Origin of the sequence: Streptomyces sp. NPDC085524 (assembly GCF_044541755.1) — a bacterium.
In the GTDB taxonomy this organism is placed as follows: domain Bacteria; phylum Actinomycetota; class Actinomycetes; order Streptomycetales; family Streptomycetaceae; genus Streptomyces.
Genome location: NZ_JBITTH010000003.1, coordinates 14,265 through 30,342, shown reverse-complemented (window position 1 = coordinate 30,342; position 16,078 = coordinate 14,265). Strand labels below are relative to the sequence as shown.

The window sequence follows — 16,078 nt, the reverse complement described above, 5'->3', positions numbered from 1 at the left end:
CCGCGGGGCCCCACCTATTCTCCCCCATCGGTACTGGTTCTATTTGGTGCCGGGCGTGCAGGGCACAGGGGAGGAGAGCGCCATGCGGGTACTTCCGCCGACCGCGCGCGCATGCATCCTCTGCGCCGTCCTCGCCGCCGTCGCGTGCTTCGTGCCCGCCTTCACGGATTCCGGTACGCCCTGGCCCGCCGTGGCCACGCTCGCCGTCCTCTACCTCGGCTGCGAACTCGTCAAGGTCTGCCCGCTGCTGGGCAGCCGCGTACCCGAGGGGATCGGCGCCTTCTTCCCCGTGCTGCTGGCCGCCGTCTTCCTGCTCCCGCCCGCCGCCGCCGCGCTCGTGGCGCTGCCCGGCGGACTCGCGGGCACCGTGGTCCAGCGGCCCGCCTGGGTGCGCCGCGTCTGGCACGGGGCGCAGCACGCGGTGGCCGCCTGGACCGCCGGGCAGGCGTACGGGCTGCTGCGCGGCCCCGCCGCCCTGGGCGGGCCGACGCGGACGGACCCGGTCGCCGCGGGCTCCGGCCCGCCCGGCTGGGTCGCCGACTTCCCGTACGTGCTGCTTCCCGCGGCGGCCGCGGCCGCCGCCTTCTGCCTGGTGCTCACCGCCCTCGACGGGGCCATCCTGGCCGCCGCGGAACGCCGGCGGGCCGCCACGGCCTGGCGGGGACTGCTCACCCGGTCCCTCGCCCCGCACTGCGTCCACGGCCTCGCCGGACTGATGATGGCCGTCATGTGGCGCAGCCCCTACGGGCTCCCGGCCGCGCTGCTCGTGCTGCTGCCGATGTACATCTCCTGCTGGGTCTTCGCCCAGTACCACCGCGAGCGCGCCGCCCACCGGGCCACCATCCGCGCCCTCGTCCAGGCCGTCGACATCAAGGACCGCTACACCCGCGGCCACAGCGAGCGGGTCGGCCAGGCCTCGGCGATGATCGCCCGCGAGCTGGGCATGGCCGAGGACCGCCTCGAAGTCGTCCGCATCGCCGGGATCCTGCACGACGTCGGCAAGCTCGGCGTCCCCACCAGGCTGCTGCGCAAGGACGGGCCGCTCACCCCGGAGGAGCGCCGGATCATCGAACTCCATCCCGAGTACGGACACGAGATGGTGCGCGGCATCGGGTTCCTCGGCGAGGCCAGGGCGGCGATCCTGCACCACCACGAACGGGTCGACGGCTCCGGCTACCCGTACGGGCTGACCGGCGAGCAGATCCCGGTGCTGGCCCGGGTGGTGGCGGTGGCCGACGCCTTCGACGCGATGACCTCCACCCGGTCCTACAGCCGCGCCCGGCCGGTGGCGACCGCCCTCGCCGAGCTGGAGCGGTGCGCGGGGGCCCAGTTCGACGCGGAGATGGTCCACGCCCTCGCCGAAGCCATCGGCCGCCACGGCTGGCACCCCGTGGTCACCTCCGACGACGACCTCCAGGTGATTCCTGTCGGCGCCGTTGCCGGTGCTCCCGCCGCCGGTGCTCCCGCGGCAGGGGCGGACCGGGGCCCGGGGTCCCTGGCCGCCCTCCCGGCGCAGGGCGCGGTACTGCCGCCCGGCGGGACGGGGACCCCGGGTGCGGCCCCGGCGGGCCCGGCGGGGGCCGCGCTGCGGGGCTCCCTGCACCGGCACGCGGCCGCCGTCGCGGGGAAACGGGGAGCGGGCGCAGGAAGGGGCGTCCGGGGCGCTGCCCCGCCCCCCGGCGACGCCGCGGCCGGCCCGGACGGCTTCCGGGCCGAGGGGGACCGGTGAGGGCGGGGGCCGTGTGGGCCGTGCGGGGGGCCGCGGGCGTGCTCACCGCCGTCGCCCTCGGACACACGCTGTGGAACGGCGTCCACGAGCCGGGCGCCGCCCTGGCCTTCGGCATCGTGATCGCCGTCGGTGAGCTCGCCCGCAGGGACCAGTGGGCCGGCCGGCCGGACGAGGGCGTGGGGGACCGGCCCGCGCCCCTCGCCTCCGCCGGGGCCCTCGCGTACGCCCTGCTCGGCCAGAACGCCGGGCAGCCCACCCACCACGGGGTGCTCCAGACCGTCGCCGTGGTCGTGGCGGCCGCACTCGCCGGGATCGTCCCGCACGTCGCCCGCGGCCGCGGCCCCGCCCTCGACCACCTCTCCCGGCGGGTCCTCACCGTCGCCTTCGCGGCCGTCTGTTTCCAGCCGCTCTACAACTCCGGCCGACTGGGGGAGTGGGGCGGCCAGGGACCGTACCTCGTCCTCTTCCTGCTCTGCCTCCTGGGCCTCACCGCCCTGTGCGACGCCGTGCTCGCCGCGGCGCTCGCAGGGGCCCGGACCGGCTGGCCGTACGGGCCCCTGCTGCGCGACGAGCTCAGGGCCCAGCTGGGCATCGGCGCCGCGATCTGCGCCACCGGCGTCGTGGTGGCCCTCGGCGTGGCCGTCGCGGGGCTGTGGGCCGTCCCCGTCTTCAGCGTGCCCCTGCTGCTCACGCAGCTGTCCTTCCACCGGATCGCCGCGATCCGCACCACCTACCGCCAGACCATCACCTCCCTGGCCCGCGCCACCGAGATCGCCGGCTACACCCGGCCCGGCCACTCCCGCCGGGTCGCCGCCCTGAGCTGCGCCGTGGGCCGGGAGCTGGGCCTGTCGGAGCGGGAGCTCACGGTGCTGGAGTACGCCGCGCTCATGCACGACATCGGGCAGCTCTCCCTGGTCGACCCGGTCCCCGCCGGGGCCACCGCGGAACTGCCCGCCGACGAGGCCCGCCGCATCGCCGAGCTGGGCGGGGAGGTGGCCCGGCAGACCGGGGTGCCCGCGGAGGTCGCCGTGGTGGTGGAACGGCAGGCCGACCCGTACCGGGAGCAGCCCGTCGCCGCGCGGATCGTGCGCGCGGTGAACGCGTACGAGGACCTCACCGGCGCCGCCGGCGGGAGCCGTCACCCGGGCGGCTCACTGGCCGCCCTGGAGCAGCTGAGGCTGGGCACCGGGCGGGACTACCAGCCCGAGGTCGTGGAGTGCCTGGCGAGGGTTCTGGCCAGGGGTGGACGTGACAGAGTTGTTCCCGTACCACCGGGGTAACCCATGGGTAATGAGCGGCCGTCCGAGTGGGCATGGTTGGATGCCAGTAAGAGTGACCGTGAGAGTGTCCGCAAGGCTGCACCAGAGACCCCAGCCACCCGCTGGGAGGTGCCCCCAGGCAGGCGGGAATCGTGAGGATCTTCGGGAAGGTACGGCATAGGCCCTCCGCCTCGTGGCGGCAGGCCACCGACCGCGCGTTCACGCTGATCGGCGACGGTCGGTACGAGGACGCGGGTGCGCTCCTGACCAGGGCGGCGGACCTGGAACCCTGGCTGTCCGAGTCCTGGTTCAACCTGGCCCTGCTGCACAAGTTCCGGCACGACTGGGAGCAGGCCCGGGCCGCCGGGCTGCGCGCCGTGGCCCTGCTGGACCGCGAGACGGGCGCCCCGGACTGGTGGAACGTCGGCATCGCCGCCACCGCGCTCCAGGACTGGCCGCTGGCCCGGCGGGCCTGGCAGGCGTACGGGCTGAAGGTGCCCGGCGACCCCCACGGCAGCACGGGCAGCGGCAAGCACGGCGGAGAACCGGTCGGCATGGAGCTCGGCAGCGCCGCGGTCCGCCTCTCGCCCGAGGGCGAGGCCGAGGTGGTCTGGGGCCGCAGGCTGGACCCGGCCCGGCTGGAGGTCCTCTCCATCCCGCTGCCCTCCTCGGGGCGGCGCTGGGGCGAGGTCGTGCTCCACGACGGGGTCCCGCACGGCGAGCGGATCACCGCGGCCGGACCTTCGTACCCCGTCTTCGACGAGATCGAGCTGTGGGCGCCGTCGCCGGTGCCCACCTGGGTGGTGCTCCTGGAAGCGGCGAGCGAGACCGACCGGGACGCGCTGGAGCAGCTCGCCGCGGACGCCGGCTTCGCCGCCGAGGACTGGTCCTCGTCGGTGCGGCTGCTGTGCCGGACCTGCTCGGAGAGCGAGATGCCGAGCGACGAGGGCGACGGCGAACACCTGGATCCGCACGACCACAGCGAGCCGGGGCACCCCGGTCCGCTGGGGCACCGTACGGCCGGTTCCGGCTCGCTGTGGGTGCCCGAGCGGGAATGCGGGATCGCGGCCCCGCCCGGCCTGGTGCGCGGCCTGCTCGACGGCTGGGTCGCGGACAGCCCGGACACCCGGGAGTGGCGGGATCTCGAAGAAGTCTGCTGAACCGGGGCCGTAGGCTGTACGGGCACATCGGTGGCCATCGGCGACCACCGGTGACTTGGACTTACGGAAGGCGTACGGCGGACATGTCGCAGCAGGAGAACGAGGTTGTCGAGATCGTGAACGACGGGTACGTCGTGGACACGGAGGACTGTGCCGAGCGCGAGCTCGCCCACCGTGAGCGCGGAACCGCCCGCCCGATCACCGTCGTCGGCAACCCGGTCCTGCACCGCGAGTGCAAGGACGTCACCGAGTTCGGCGACGAACTGGCGCAGCTGATCGACGACATGTTCGCCAGCCAGAAGGCCGCCGAGGGCGTGGGCCTGGCCGCGAACCAGATCGGCGTGGACGCCAAGGTCTTCGTCTACGACTGCCCCGACGACGACGGCGTGCGCCACACCGGTGTCGTGGTCAACCCCAAGCTCGTCGAGCTGCCGGCCGGCGCCCGGGTCCTGGACGACTCCAACGAGGGCTGCCTGTCGGTCCCGACCGCCTACGCCTCGCTGGCCCGCCCGGACTACGCCGAGGTCGAGGGCCAGGACGCCCAGGGCAACCCGATCAAGGTGCGCGGCACCGGCTACTTCGCGCGCTGCCTCCAGCACGAGACCGACCACCTGTACGGCTACCTCTACATCGACCGGCTCTCGAAGCGGGACCGCAAGGACGCCCTGAAGCAGATGGCGGAGGGCACCCCGCGCTACGAGACCGTCCCGAACGACTGACGCTTCGCCGGCCCCAGCCGGTGTCGGAGGCCGGGGCTGCGGTGATCGTGCGGGCGATGCGGGACATGGCGGCCCCCCAGGGCTGTGTGGGAAACGGGGCCCGGAGCGCCGCACGGGGCGGCCGGGCCGGGGGCAATCACCGTACGCCGCCGCCCGGCTACGCACGGGTCTGGTTCAAGCCAACTCGGGGCCGCCGGAATCGGGTCAGGCGACGGCCCGCGGGCCGCGGAAGGCACGCCTGAAGGAGTTCGGGGTGGTGCCGAGCGTGCGCAGGAAGTGGTGGCGCAGGGCGGCCGCGTTGCCGAAGCCGCAGCGGCCGGCGATCGCGTCGACGGTCTCGTCGGTGGTCTCCAGCAGCTCCTGGGCGAACAGCACCCGCTGGCGCAGCACCCACTGGTAGGGGGTGGTGCCGGTCTCCTGGAGGAAGCGGCGGGCGAAGGTGCGCGGCGACATGTGCGCGCGCTCGGCCAGCTGCTCGACGGTGATCTCCTCCTCCAGGTGGCGGCCCATCCACGCGATCACCCCGCCCACCGTGTCGCAGCCCGTGCGCGGCAGCGGCCGCTGGATGAACTGGGCCTGGCCGCCGTCCCGGTGGGGCGGTACGACCATCCGCCGCGCGATGGTGTTGGCCACCTCGGCGCCCTGCTCCTGCCGCACGACGTGCAGGCACGCGTCGATCCCGGAGGCGGTGCCGGCCGCGGTGATGACCTGGCCCTCGTCCACGTACAGCACGTCGGGGTCGACCAGGGCGTGCGGGTAGCGGCGCATCAGGGCGGGCGCGTGCATCCAGTGCGTGGTGCAGCGCCGCCCGTCGAGCAGCCCGGCCGCGCCCAGCATGAAGGCGCCGCTGCACACGCTCAGTACCCGCGCACCCCGTTCCACGGCCCGGTGGAGGGCGCCCAGCAGGGCCTGCGGGTACTCCCGGGTGGGCGCCTCCCGGTCGGCGGGCAGGCAGATCAGGTCCGCCTCCTCCAGCCGCTCGGGCCCGTGGGGGAGGGTGAGGCTGAAGTGGCCGTCGCCGACGGGCAGCGGATTGGCCTCGACCGCGCAGACGGCGAAGTCGTAGACCGGCAGGCCCATCGCGCTGCGGTCGATCCCGAAGACCTCGCAGAAGATGCCCAGTTCGAAGGGGGCGACCCCGTTGACCACGGCCACGGCGACATTGTTCAGAGGCATGGCTCCAGTGTGGCAGTAATTCGCTCTTTCATGACAGTCCTGCCACTGTCCGGTTTTCGCCGCACTCGCGAAAGTGGAGCCATGACCACGATCGTGAACTACCTCGTCGTCCTCACCGTCGCAGCCCTCCTCGCCGGCCCCGCCCTGTACGGAGCGGCCCGGGAACGCAGGATCGGCCGGCAGCTGCACGAAGCAGCCGCCGGCCGATCACGGGAGAAGGTCCGGAGGACTCAGAAGTCCTCGTCCAGGTCGACGGTGCCCTCGACCGCGACCTGGTAGGCGGACGGGCGGCGCTCGAAGAAGTTCGTCAGCTCCTGGACGCCCTGCAGCTCCATGAAGGAGAACGGGTTCTGCGAGCCGTACACCGGCGGGAAGCCGAGGCGGACCAGGCGCTGGTCGGCGACGCACTCCAGGTACTCGCGCATCGACTCGGTGTTCATGCCCGGCAGGCCATCGCCGCACAGGTCCCGGCCGAACTGGAGCTCCGCCTCGACGGCCTCCTTCAGCATGTCGGTGACCTGCTGCTGGAGCTCGTCGTCGAAGAGCTCCGGCTCCTCCTTGCGGACGGTGTCGATGACCGCGAAGGCGAAGTCCATGTGGCAGCTCTCGTCACGGAACACCCAGTTGGTGCCGGTGGCCAGGCCGTGCAGCAGACCGCGGGAGCGGAACCAGTACACGTACGCGAAGGCGCCGTAGAAGAACAGGCCCTCGATGCACGCGGCGAAGCAGATCAGGTTCAGCAGGAAACGGCGGCGGTCGGCGGCGTTCTCCAGCCGCTCGATCTTCTCGACCGAGTCCATCCACTTGAAGCAGAACTGCGCCTTCTCGCGGATGGAGGGGATCTCCTCGACCGCGTCGAAGGCCGCGGCGCGGTCGTCCGGGTCGGGCAGGTAGGTGTCGAGCAGCGTCAGGTAGAACTGGACGTGCACGGCCTCCTCGAACAGCTGGCGCGACAGGTACAGGCGCGCCTCCGGGGAGTTGATGTGCTTGTAGAGGGTCAGGACCAGGTTGTTCGAGACGATCGAGTCGCCCGTCGCGAAGAACGCGACCAGACGGCCGATCATGTGCTGCTCGGCCGGGGTCAGCTTCGCGAGGTCGGCGACGTCCGAGTGGAGGTCGACCTCCTCGACGGTCCAGGTGTTCTTGATCGCGTCCCGGTAGCGCTCGTAGAAGTCGGGGTAGCGCATCGGGCGGAGCGTGAGCTCGAAGCCCGGGTCCAGGAGGTTCTTGTCGGACTGGGTGGTGCTCATTACTGGCAGGCCTCGCAGGACTCGGGGTTCTCAAGGGAGCAGGCCAGCGCGTCGGCGTCGACGGCCTGCGGGAGCGCCACCGGGGCGGCGGTGGCGGCCTGCGCGGCGCGGGCGATCTTCGTCGCCGGGCGCGAGCGCAGGTAGTACGTGGTCTTCAGGCCCTGCTTCCAGGCGTACGCGTACATCGAGCTGAGCTTGCCGATGGTGGGCGTCTCCAGGAACAGGTTCAGCGACTGGGACTGGTCGAGGAACGGCGTACGGGCCGCCGCCATGTCGATCAGGCCGCGCTGCGGGATCTCCCAGGCCGTGCGGTACAGCTCGCGGACCTCCGCCGGGATCCAGCCGAAGCCCTGGACCGAGCCGGAGGAGTCGCGCAGGGCCTCGCGGGTCTGGGCGTCCCACACGCCGAGCTGCTTCAGCTCCTCCACCAGGTAGCCGTTGACCTGGAGGAACTCGCCCGACAGGGTCTCGCGCTTGAAGAGGTTGGAGACCTGCGGCTCGATGCACTCGTACACGCCGGCGATCGAGGCGATCGTCGCCGTCGGCGCGATCGCGAGGAGCAGCGAGTTGCGCATGCCGGTCTGCGCGACGCGGGCGCGCAGCGCCTCCCAGCGCTCCGGCCAGTTCAGCTCGACCTCGTAGTGGTCCGGGTGCAGGACGCCGCGCGCGGTGCGGGTCTGCTCCCAGGCCGGCAGCGGGCCGCTGCGCTCGGCGAGGTCGCAGGAGGCCTCGTACGCGGCCAGCATGATCCGCTCGGAGAGCTTGGTGGACAGGGCCTTCGCCTCGGCCGAGTCGAAGGGCAGCTTCAGCTTGAAGAAGACGTCCTGGAGGCCCATGGCGCCCAGGCCCACCGGACGCCAGCGGGCGTTGGAGCGGCCCGCCTGCTCGGTCGGGTAGAAGTTGATGTCCACCACGCGGTCGAGGAAGGTGACGGCGGTGCGGACGGTCTCGTCGATCCGCTCCCAGTCGATGCCGCCGTCCACGACGAAGGCGCCGAGGTTGACCGAGCCGAGGTTGCAGACGGCGGTCTCGCCGTCGTTCGTGACCTCGATGATCTCGGTGCAGAGGTTGGAGGAGTGGACGACCGTGCCCGGCTCGGCGGTCTGGTTCGCCGTGCGGTTGGAGGCGTCCTTGAAGGTCATCCAGCCCTGGCCGGTCTGCGCGAGGGTGCGCATCATCCGGCCGTACAGGTCGCGGGCGGGCATGGTCTTGCGGGCCAGGCCCGACTCCTCGGCCTTGCGGTAGGCGGCGTCGAACTCGTCGCCCCACAGGTCGACCAGCTCGGGGACGTCGGCCGGGGAGAACAGCGACCAGTCGGCGTCGGCGTTCACGCGGCGCATGAACTCGTCCGGCACCCAGTGGGCGAGGTTCAGGTTGTGGGTGCGGCGCTGGTCCTCGCCGGTGTTGTCGCGGAGCTCCAGGAACTCCTCGATGTCCGCGTGCCAGGTCTCCAGGTAGACGGCGGCGGCGCCCTTGCGGCGGCCGCCCTGGTTCACGGCGGCGACGGAGGCGTCCAGCGTCTTCAGGAACGGCACGATGCCGTTGGAGTGGCCGTTGGTGCCGCGGATCAGCGAACCGCGGGCGCGGATGCGGGAGTACGACAGGCCGATGCCGCCGGCGTGCTTCGAGAGGCGGGCGACCTGGTGGTAGCGGTCGTAGATCGAGTCGAGCTCGTCCAGCGGGGAGTCCAGCAGGTAGCAGGAGGACATCTGCGGGTGCCGGGTGCCCGAGTTGAAGAGCGTGGGGGAGGACGGCAGGTAGTCGAGGCGGCTCATCAGCCGGTAGAGGGAGGTGACCTCCTCCACGGCCTGGACCGCAGTGTTCGAATCAAACGCAGTGTCCGCGGCGAGACCGCAGGCCACGCGCAGCATGAAGTACTGCGGGGTCTCGATCACCTGGCGGGTGATGGGGTGGCGCAGCAGGTAGCGGCTGTGCAGCGTGCGCAGGCCGAAGAAGCCGAAGCGGTCGTCCGCGCCCTCGGCGAGGGAGTGCTCGACCAGCGCGTCCAGCCGGGCCGCGTGGGTGCGCACGAACTCGGCGGTGCGGTCGGCGATCAGCCCCTCGCGGTGGCCGACCTCGACGGAGACGGAGAAGGAGGTGGAGCCCTGGCCGACGGCCTCGTCGCGGACGGCCAGCGTCAGCAGCCGGGCGGCGAGCTTCGAGTACGCCGGGTCCTCGGAGATCAGGCCCGCGGCGGCCTCGGTGGCCAGACCGCGCAGCTCGGCCTCGTCGGCGCCGGAGCTGCGGCCGCGCAGCGCGGCAGCGGCGACCCGGCCGGGGTCGGTGTCGGGGAGGTCCGCGGTCAGTTCGGTGAGGGTACGCAGCAGCGCGGCCCCCGGGCCCTCGGTGTTGTCGCCAGAAACGGACTCGGCGCGCGGTGCGGAAGGCGCGATGGTCACGGCGGGAGCTCTCCCTCGCTCGGCCCGGTCGACGGCGGGCGGGCACGGGGAGCGCAATGCGGGCGTGGCAAGTACGCGTAACACCGCACGGCGTCCACCGGCCCAACCTCGAGGCCCGGACGTATCGGCACCCGGTTCGGTCGACCCGGATGCACCGTCGGCAGGTCCTCGGACTTTTCATACCGTTGCGGGACAGTTCCGGATTCGCACCGGATTCCCCTGCGGCGACAGCGAGGATGAGCATACATGTGGGGGGCCGCGGATGCGCGACCCCCCACATGTTGTGTCGGCGCGGCTACAGCTCCAGGCGGTAGGTGAGCAGGGTCAGCCCGGGAACGGGCGCCCAGTCCCGCTCCGGCGTGCGGACGAAACCGAGCCGTTCGTAGATCCGTTGGGCGCCCTTCATGCCCTGCTGGGTCGAGAGCACCAGGTGCGTGACGCCCTCCAGCTCCCGGGCCCGGGCCGTGCAGGCCCGCACCAGGGCCTCGCCGGCGCCCCGGCCGCGCGCCTCGCGGGAGACGGCCAGCATCCGGAACTCCGCCTCGCCGGGCCCGGCGATGTCGGCGAGCGGGCTCCCGGGCGGCGCGAAGGTCACCCCGCCGAGCACGGCCCCCTCGTGGACGGCCACGAGCACCTCGCCGTGGGCGGCCCGCCCGGCGACGTCGCGCAGCACGCCCGCGTAGAACGCCTCACCGGAGCCGAGGAGCCCGTCGCCCACGTAGGCCTGCGCGGTGATCTCGCCCAGCTCTTCGTATTCGGCGGGTCGGGCCGCCCTGATGACGATGTCCATGTGGACGAGTGTGCGCCACGGCCGTCGGTGCCCGGCGCTATGGTCGGAATCAGCACCGTCGAGGAAGGCGAGCGAGGCATGAGCGTCATGACCGAACGTCCCCACATGTCGACCGAGCGCTTCGAACACCTGGCCCGCATAGCCGCCCGCGAGGAGGAGGGGCTGCGACTGGAGTTCATCGGTGGGGTGCTGAGGAGCAAGGCCATGCCTGACGGGGACCACGGGCGGATCATCCAGTGGCTGACGCGGATCTGCATGCAGCATCACCCGGACCTCTGGCTGCACCCGGGACAGGGGATCAAGGCGGAGCAGTACCGGGAGGGTCGCGCCATTCCGGACGGGGTTCTGGCGCACGAGGACGCTTTCGTGGGACAAGGCGACTGGGTCGATCCGGGCCCGATCCTGATGGCCGTCGAGGTGACCTCGTGGGACTCCGACACCGAGCGGCGCGACCGGATCGAAAAGCCACGTGCCTACGCGGAGACGGGTATCCCGGTCTACCTGCTCATCGACCGGCTCAAGTGCCAGGTCGTCGTCCACAGCGAGCCGGATGGCAGCGGCTACGAGACCGTACGCACCGTTCCCTTCGGCAGGGAGGTAACGCTCCCCGACCCCGTCGGGATCACTCTCCAGACCGAGCGCCTCAAGGACTGGGTGCGCTGACGAACGGCGAAGGGCCCCGCCAGGCACGGCAGGGCCCTTCGTGTGCGCTCAGCAGCAGCGGAAGCCCTCCCGCGGGTCCGCCTCGCGCGAGTCCGTGCGGGCCCGCTCGAAGGCGCGCCTGGTCAGGACGTCCGCGTCCGGGTCGTGCGAGCGGGCGTGGGCGACGTACCGGTCGTACGCCGCTTCGCCCGAGAACTCCCGTACGAAGTACCGGGCGCGGGCCAGCGCGTCGCGCAGGCTCATGACGCCGCCGGTTCCTTGGCCCGTCCGCCGCCCGAGTCCAGGCCCGCCGCGGCGAGCTCGGCCCGCTCGGCCGCGGTCGGGATCAGCCCGGCCGGGGCGATGATCTTCGACTCGGTCCAGGGGACCTCGGCCAGCCGCACCGACTCCGGGTCGGCGATGGCCTTGAGGCAGGTCCGGGCGGCGTCGGCCAGCACGATGATGATCAGCACCGCGAACAGCGCCGACAGCACGCCGTCGACGGTGGCGTTGGTGACCACGGTGTGCATGTCGTCCATGGTCTTGGCGGGCGGGAGCACCTTCCCCGCGTCGATGCCGCCCTGGTACTTGTCGCGCTGCGCGAAGAAGCCGACCTTCACGTCGTCCGAGAAGACCTTCTGGTAGCTCGCGGTGAGCGTCACGGCCACGTCCCACGCCAGCGGAACGCCGGTCACCCAGGCCCACTTGAGCCGGCCGGACTTGACCAGCAGCGTGGTGCAGACGGCCAGGGCGACGGCCGCGAGCAGCTGGTTCGCGATGCCGAACAGCGGGAAGAGCTGGTTGATGCCGCCCAGCGGGTCCTTGACGCCGACCCACAGGAAGTAGCCCCAGCCGCCGACGACGACGGCGCTCGCGATCCACACGCCGGGCTTCCAGCTGACGTCCTTGAAGGACTTGTGCACGTTGCCGAGGGTGTCCTGGAGCATGAAGCGCCCCACGCGGGTGCCCGCGTCGACGGTCGTCAGGATGAACAGCGCCTCGAACATGATGGCGAAGTGGTACCAGAAGGCCTTCATCCCCGCGCCGCCGATCACGGACGAGAAGATCTCCGACATTCCGAGTGCGAAGGTCGGTGCGCCACCCGTACGGGAGAGCAGGCTGGCTTCCTCGACGTCCTTCGCGGCCTGCGCGAGGGCCTCCGGGCTGATGGCGAAGCCGAAGTGCGTCACCGCCTCCGAGGCGCTCTGGACCGTGGTGCCGATGACGCCGCCGGGGGAGTTCACCGCGAAGAACAGGCCCGGATCGATGATGGTGGCCGCGATCATCGCCATGATGGCGACGAACGACTCGGTGAGCATCGCGCCGTAGCCGATGACCCGGACCTGGGTCTCCTTCTGGATCATCTTCGGGGTGGTGCCCGAGGAGACCAGCGCGTGGAAGCCGGACAGGGCGCCGCACGCGATGGTGATGAAGACGAAGGGGAACATCGACCCGGCGAAGACCGGGCCGTCGCCGCGGGCCGCGAAGTCGGTGACCGCGGGCATCTTCAGGGTCGGCATGGCGATGACCACGCCCAGTGCCATCAGGGCGATGGTGCCGACCTTCATGAAGGTGGAGAGGTAGTCGCGGGGCGCGAGCAGCATCCACACCGGCAGCACCGAGGCGATGAAGCCGTAGCCGATCATCCAGATGACCAGCGTCTCCTTCTCCAGGGTGAAGGCGGACGCCAGCGAGGACTCGGCGACCCAGCCGCCCGCGACGATGGCGAGGAGCAGCAGCGCGACGCCGATGACGGAGACCTCGGTGACCCGGCCCGGGCGCAGCACGCGCAGGTAGAAGCCCATGAAGAGGGCGATCGGGATGGTCATGCCGATGGAGAAGACGCCCCACGGGGAGTGCGCCAGGGCGTTCACGATGACCAGGCCGAGCACCGCCAGAAGGATGATCATGATGGTGAACACGGCGACCAGGGCGGCGGCTCCGCCGACCGGGCCGATCTCGTCACGGGCCATCTGGCCGAGCGAGCGGCCGTCGCGGCGGGTGGAGAAGAACAGCGTGACCATGTCCTGGACGGCGCCGGCGAAGATGACGCCCGCGACGATCCAGATCGTGCCCGGCAGGTAGCCCATCTGGGCGGCGAGCACGGGGCCGACGAGCGGGCCGGCGCCGGCGACGGCGGCGAAGTGGTGGCCGAAGAGCACACGCCGGTCGGTGGGGTGGAAGTCGACACCGTTGTCAAGGCGTTCGGCGGGGGTGGCCCGGGTGGGGTCCACCTTCAGCACGCGGTTCGTGATGAAGCGGGCGTAGAAGCGGTAGCCGATCGCGTACGAGCCGATCGCGGCCGCGAGCAGCCAGGCGGCGGAGATCTCCTCGCCGCGGGAGAGGGCGAGCACGCCCCAGCCGATGGCGCCGACGAGTGCGACGAGCACCCATGCGGCGATGGACTTCGGAGAGGGCGAGCCGGGCGTGGTGCCCGGACTCGCCACGCCCCGTTGTGTCCCTGTTGCTTCCGGTTCAGGCATGACCCTCGTCCCCTCGTCGATCATCTGCGTAAGCGCAGGGAATCTACGGGGAATTGACCGGTCGGCGTAAGACCCCGTCCGCATAACGGTACGGAGGAGCCGTCTGCCGGACGGCCGTGGTCAGACCGCGGGGCGCTTCAGCCTGGCGACGAACTTGTAGCGGTCCCCGCGGTACACGGACCGCACCCACTCCACCGGCTCGCCGTCGGCGTCCAGGGAGTGCCGGGAGAGCATCAGCATCGGCAGGCCGACGTCGGTGCCGAGCAGGCCGGCCTCGCGCGGGGTGGCCAGCGAGGTCTCGATGGTCTCCTCGGCCTCGGCCAGGTGCACGTCGTACACCTCGGCCAGGGCGGTGTAGAGCGAGGTGTACTTGGCGAGCGAACGGCGCAGCGCGGGGAAGCGCTTGGCCGAGAGGTGGGTGGTCTCGATGGCCATCGGCTCGCCGCTGGCCAGGCGCAGCCGCTCGATGCGCAGCACCCGCCCGCCGGTGTTGATCTTCAACAGCCCGGCGAGGGTGTCGTCGGCCGTCACGTAGCCGATGTCCAGGAGCTGCGAGGTCGGTTCCAGTCCCTGGGCCCGCATGTCCTCCGTGTACGAGGTGAGTTGCAGCGCCTGGGAGACCTTGGGCTTGGCGACGAAGGTGCCTTTGCCCTGGATCCGCTCGAGTCGTCCCTCTACGACCAGTTCTTGCAGGGCCTGCCGGACGGTGGTCCGCGAGGTGTCGAATTCGGCCGCGAGCGTGCGCTCCGGCGGGACCGGGGTGCCGGGCGGCAGTGTCTCGGTCATGTCGAGCAAGTGCCGCTTGAGTCGGTAGTACTTGGGTACACGCGCCGTGCGAGTGGCCGCCCCGCCTTCCGGCTCCGCCATCGCCCCTTCGGTGGCCATCGCCGCCCGCCTTCCCGACTCCAGTTTCGCTGCCGTCACCGGCTCCTCCGATATGTGCGGTCACATCGTGACACGTGCGGGGGGACAGGCCTTCTCTCTCCCCAGGTGTCGGTCCGATAACGGACCGGACACCCGCTCATTAGACCCTTGACACCCCTAAAGGTCTAGGCCAAGCTCCAGCTACTGGTCTACACCAATATGGATCAGATCCCGGCCCCACGGGCAGTACTTGGTACGTCACCGCGGTGGGCGAGGGAAGTTGCAGGCAGCATCCCTGAGGAGGGTGGCGTGAAGCGCAAGCTCATAGCGGCGGTCGGTGTCGCGGGCATGATGGTCGGAGTCGCGGCGTGCGGCAACGGCGGCGACGACAAGGGGAAGACCGACGCGGGTGGCGCCAAGGAGATCACCGTCTGGGTGATGGACGGTTCCGCGCCCAAGGCCTGGCTCGACGAGGTCAACAAGGAGTTCTCGGCCAAGCACCCCGGTGTCACGGTCAAGGTCGAGGAGCAGAAGTGGACCGGCATCCAGGAGAAGGTCACCACGGCCCTCTCCGAGAACAACCCGCCGGACGTCCTTGAGCTCGGCAACACCCAGACCGCCGGCTACGCGGTCACCGGCGGCCTCGCCGACCTGACGAAGGACAAGGCCAAGCTCGGCGCCGACGCCTGGGCGAAGGGCATGATGGCCTCGTCCGAGATCGACGGCAAGCTCTACTCCGCCCCCTGGTACGCGGCCAACCGCGTCGTCGTCTACGACAAGAAGGCCTTCGAGAAGGCCGGCGTCACCGCGCCGAAGACCCGCGACGAGTGGGTGGCCGGCCTGGAGAAGCTGAAGGCCGCCGACCCGGCCACGCAGCCGATCTACCTCCCCGGCCAGAGCTGGTACGTCCTCGCCGGCTTCGTCTGGGACGAGGGCGGCGACCTGGCCGTCAAGGACGGCGGCAAGTGGAAGGGCCAGCTGAGCACCCCGCAGGCCGCCTCCGCGATGGACTTCTACAAGAAGCTCCAGTCCTTCTCCACCGCCCCCAAGGACAAGGACGAGGCCACCCCGCAGCAGTCCACCGACATCATCCCCAAGGGCGGCGTCGCCTCCTGGATCGGTCTCGGCTGGGAGGCCTCCGGAGCGGAGAAGGCCCTGAAGGACGCGGGCAAGGAAGCCGACTTCGGCTACTTCCCGATCCCGGGCAAGACCGCCGACAAGCCCGGCACCGTCTTCCTCGGCGGCTCCAACCTCGCCGTGGCCGAGCGCTCCAAGAACAAGGAGCTCGCCAAGGAGTGGCTGGCCCTCGCCGCCGGCAAGGACCAGATGACCAAGTACGCCGCCGAGACCAAGGGCGCGCTGCTCCCGAACCAGGCCGGTGCGAACTTCGCTCCCGCCGCGGGCTCCTTCGCCGAGTCGATGGCCAAGGCCGGCGCCAACGGCAAGATCACCCCGGTCACCGCGGGCTGGGCGAACGTCGAGACCGAGCCGAACCCCATCAAGGAGTTCATGACCAAGGTCCTGAACGGTGAGGACGCCGCCAAGGCGGGTGCGGCCGCCGACGCGGAGATCGCGAAGCGCATCAACAAGTAACACCCCGCACCGGT

At 71.5% G+C, this 16,078-nt stretch carries 13 protein-coding genes, 1 pseudogene and 1 riboswitch; of the genes and pseudogenes, 7 read left to right on the top strand and 7 right to left on the bottom strand.

Annotated features, from left to right (window positions below):
- Positions 1-82 precede the first annotated feature (82 nt).
- The 4 genes and pseudogenes from ACIGFK_RS05030 to def form a co-directional block, all read left to right on the top strand.
- A pseudogene (locus tag ACIGFK_RS05030) lies at positions 83-1,477 on the top strand (HD-GYP domain-containing protein); the annotation flags it as partial.
- 248 nt (positions 1,478-1,725) lie between these two features.
- Positions 1,726-3,009 carry an HD-GYP domain-containing protein gene (locus ACIGFK_RS05025; protein ID WP_376659122.1) on the top strand — a complete coding sequence of 428 codons (1,284 nt, stop codon included), beginning with the start codon at positions 1,726-1,728 and terminating at the stop codon, positions 3,007-3,009.
- A gap of 131 nt (positions 3,010-3,140) precedes the next feature.
- Complete coding sequence (locus ACIGFK_RS05020) at positions 3,141-4,148, top strand: tetratricopeptide repeat protein (protein WP_376659121.1); 1,008 nt, start codon at positions 3,141-3,143, stop codon at positions 4,146-4,148.
- Positions 4,149-4,231: 83 nt separating this feature from the next.
- The gene (gene def, locus ACIGFK_RS05015) at positions 4,232-4,867 is read left to right on the top strand and encodes a peptide deformylase (RefSeq protein WP_376659120.1); all 636 of its coding nucleotides are present in this window, start codon (positions 4,232-4,234) and stop codon (positions 4,865-4,867) included.
- A 204-nt stretch (positions 4,868-5,071) separates the two neighbouring features.
- On the opposite strand, the gene ACIGFK_RS05010 is transcribed toward def, so the two are convergent.
- The gene (locus ACIGFK_RS05010; RefSeq protein ID WP_376659119.1) at positions 5,072-6,043 is read right to left on the bottom strand and encodes a helix-turn-helix domain-containing protein; all 972 of its coding nucleotides are present in this window, start codon (positions 6,041-6,043) and stop codon (positions 5,072-5,074) included.
- 81 nt (positions 6,044-6,124) lie between these two features.
- Here ACIGFK_RS05010 and ACIGFK_RS05005 point away from each other — a divergent pair, with 81 nt between their 5' ends.
- Entirely contained in the window at positions 6,125-6,322 is a 198-nt protein-coding gene (locus ACIGFK_RS05005) for a hypothetical protein (RefSeq protein WP_376659118.1), read from the top strand.
- Here the strand turns inward: ACIGFK_RS05005 and ACIGFK_RS05000 are convergent.
- The 3 genes from ACIGFK_RS05000 to ACIGFK_RS04990 form a co-directional block, all read right to left on the bottom strand.
- Entirely contained in the window at positions 6,274-7,293 is a 1,020-nt protein-coding gene (locus tag ACIGFK_RS05000) for a ribonucleotide-diphosphate reductase subunit beta (protein WP_376659117.1), read from the bottom strand. The genes ACIGFK_RS05005 and ACIGFK_RS05000 overlap by 49 nt on opposite strands.
- The gene (locus ACIGFK_RS04995) at positions 7,293-9,692 is read right to left on the bottom strand and encodes a ribonucleoside-diphosphate reductase subunit alpha (RefSeq protein WP_376659116.1); all 2,400 of its coding nucleotides are present in this window, start codon (positions 9,690-9,692) and stop codon (positions 7,293-7,295) included. The genes ACIGFK_RS05000 and ACIGFK_RS04995 overlap by 1 nt, the downstream gene beginning before the upstream one ends.
- A 163-nt stretch (positions 9,693-9,855) precedes the next feature.
- Positions 9,856-9,911, bottom strand: a riboswitch (cobalamin riboswitch).
- 76 nt (positions 9,912-9,987) lie between these two features.
- Positions 9,988-10,482 (bottom strand): GNAT family N-acetyltransferase, encoded by a 495-nt coding sequence (locus ACIGFK_RS04990; RefSeq protein ID WP_386470535.1) that lies wholly within the window; start codon positions 10,480-10,482, stop codon positions 9,988-9,990.
- A gap of 78 nt (positions 10,483-10,560) precedes the next feature.
- Between ACIGFK_RS04990 and ACIGFK_RS04985 the strand changes: the two genes are divergently transcribed.
- Positions 10,561-11,145, top strand: a complete 585-nt coding sequence (locus ACIGFK_RS04985) for a Uma2 family endonuclease (protein WP_376659114.1) — start codon at positions 10,561-10,563, stop codon at positions 11,143-11,145.
- A 48-nt stretch (positions 11,146-11,193) separates the two neighbouring features.
- Here ACIGFK_RS04985 and ACIGFK_RS04980 read toward each other — a convergent pair whose 3' ends face one another.
- The 3 genes from ACIGFK_RS04980 to ACIGFK_RS04970 all read right to left on the bottom strand — a co-directional run bounded on the left by ACIGFK_RS04980 (position 11,194) and on the right by ACIGFK_RS04970 (position 14,492).
- Positions 11,194-11,388: a CstA-like transporter-associated (seleno)protein gene (locus tag ACIGFK_RS04980; protein WP_376659113.1), complete on the bottom strand. Its 195-nt coding sequence runs from the start codon at positions 11,386-11,388 to the stop codon at positions 11,194-11,196.
- A complete protein-coding gene (locus ACIGFK_RS04975; protein ID WP_376659112.1) occupies positions 11,385-13,631 on the bottom strand; it encodes a carbon starvation CstA family protein in 2,247 nt (748 codons plus the stop codon). The genes ACIGFK_RS04980 and ACIGFK_RS04975 overlap by 4 nt, the downstream gene beginning before the upstream one ends.
- A gap of 96 nt (positions 13,632-13,727) precedes the next feature.
- Complete coding sequence (locus ACIGFK_RS04970; protein WP_376659134.1) at positions 13,728-14,492, bottom strand: GntR family transcriptional regulator; 765 nt, start codon at positions 14,490-14,492, stop codon at positions 13,728-13,730.
- Between the two features lie 288 nt (positions 14,493-14,780).
- On the opposite strand from ACIGFK_RS04970, the gene ACIGFK_RS04965 reads away from it, so the two are divergent.
- Positions 14,781-16,064 carry an extracellular solute-binding protein gene (locus tag ACIGFK_RS04965; protein ID WP_376659111.1) on the top strand — a complete coding sequence of 428 codons (1,284 nt, stop codon included), beginning with the start codon at positions 14,781-14,783 and terminating at the stop codon, positions 16,062-16,064.
- The last annotated feature ends 14 nt before the right edge of the window (positions 16,065-16,078 follow it).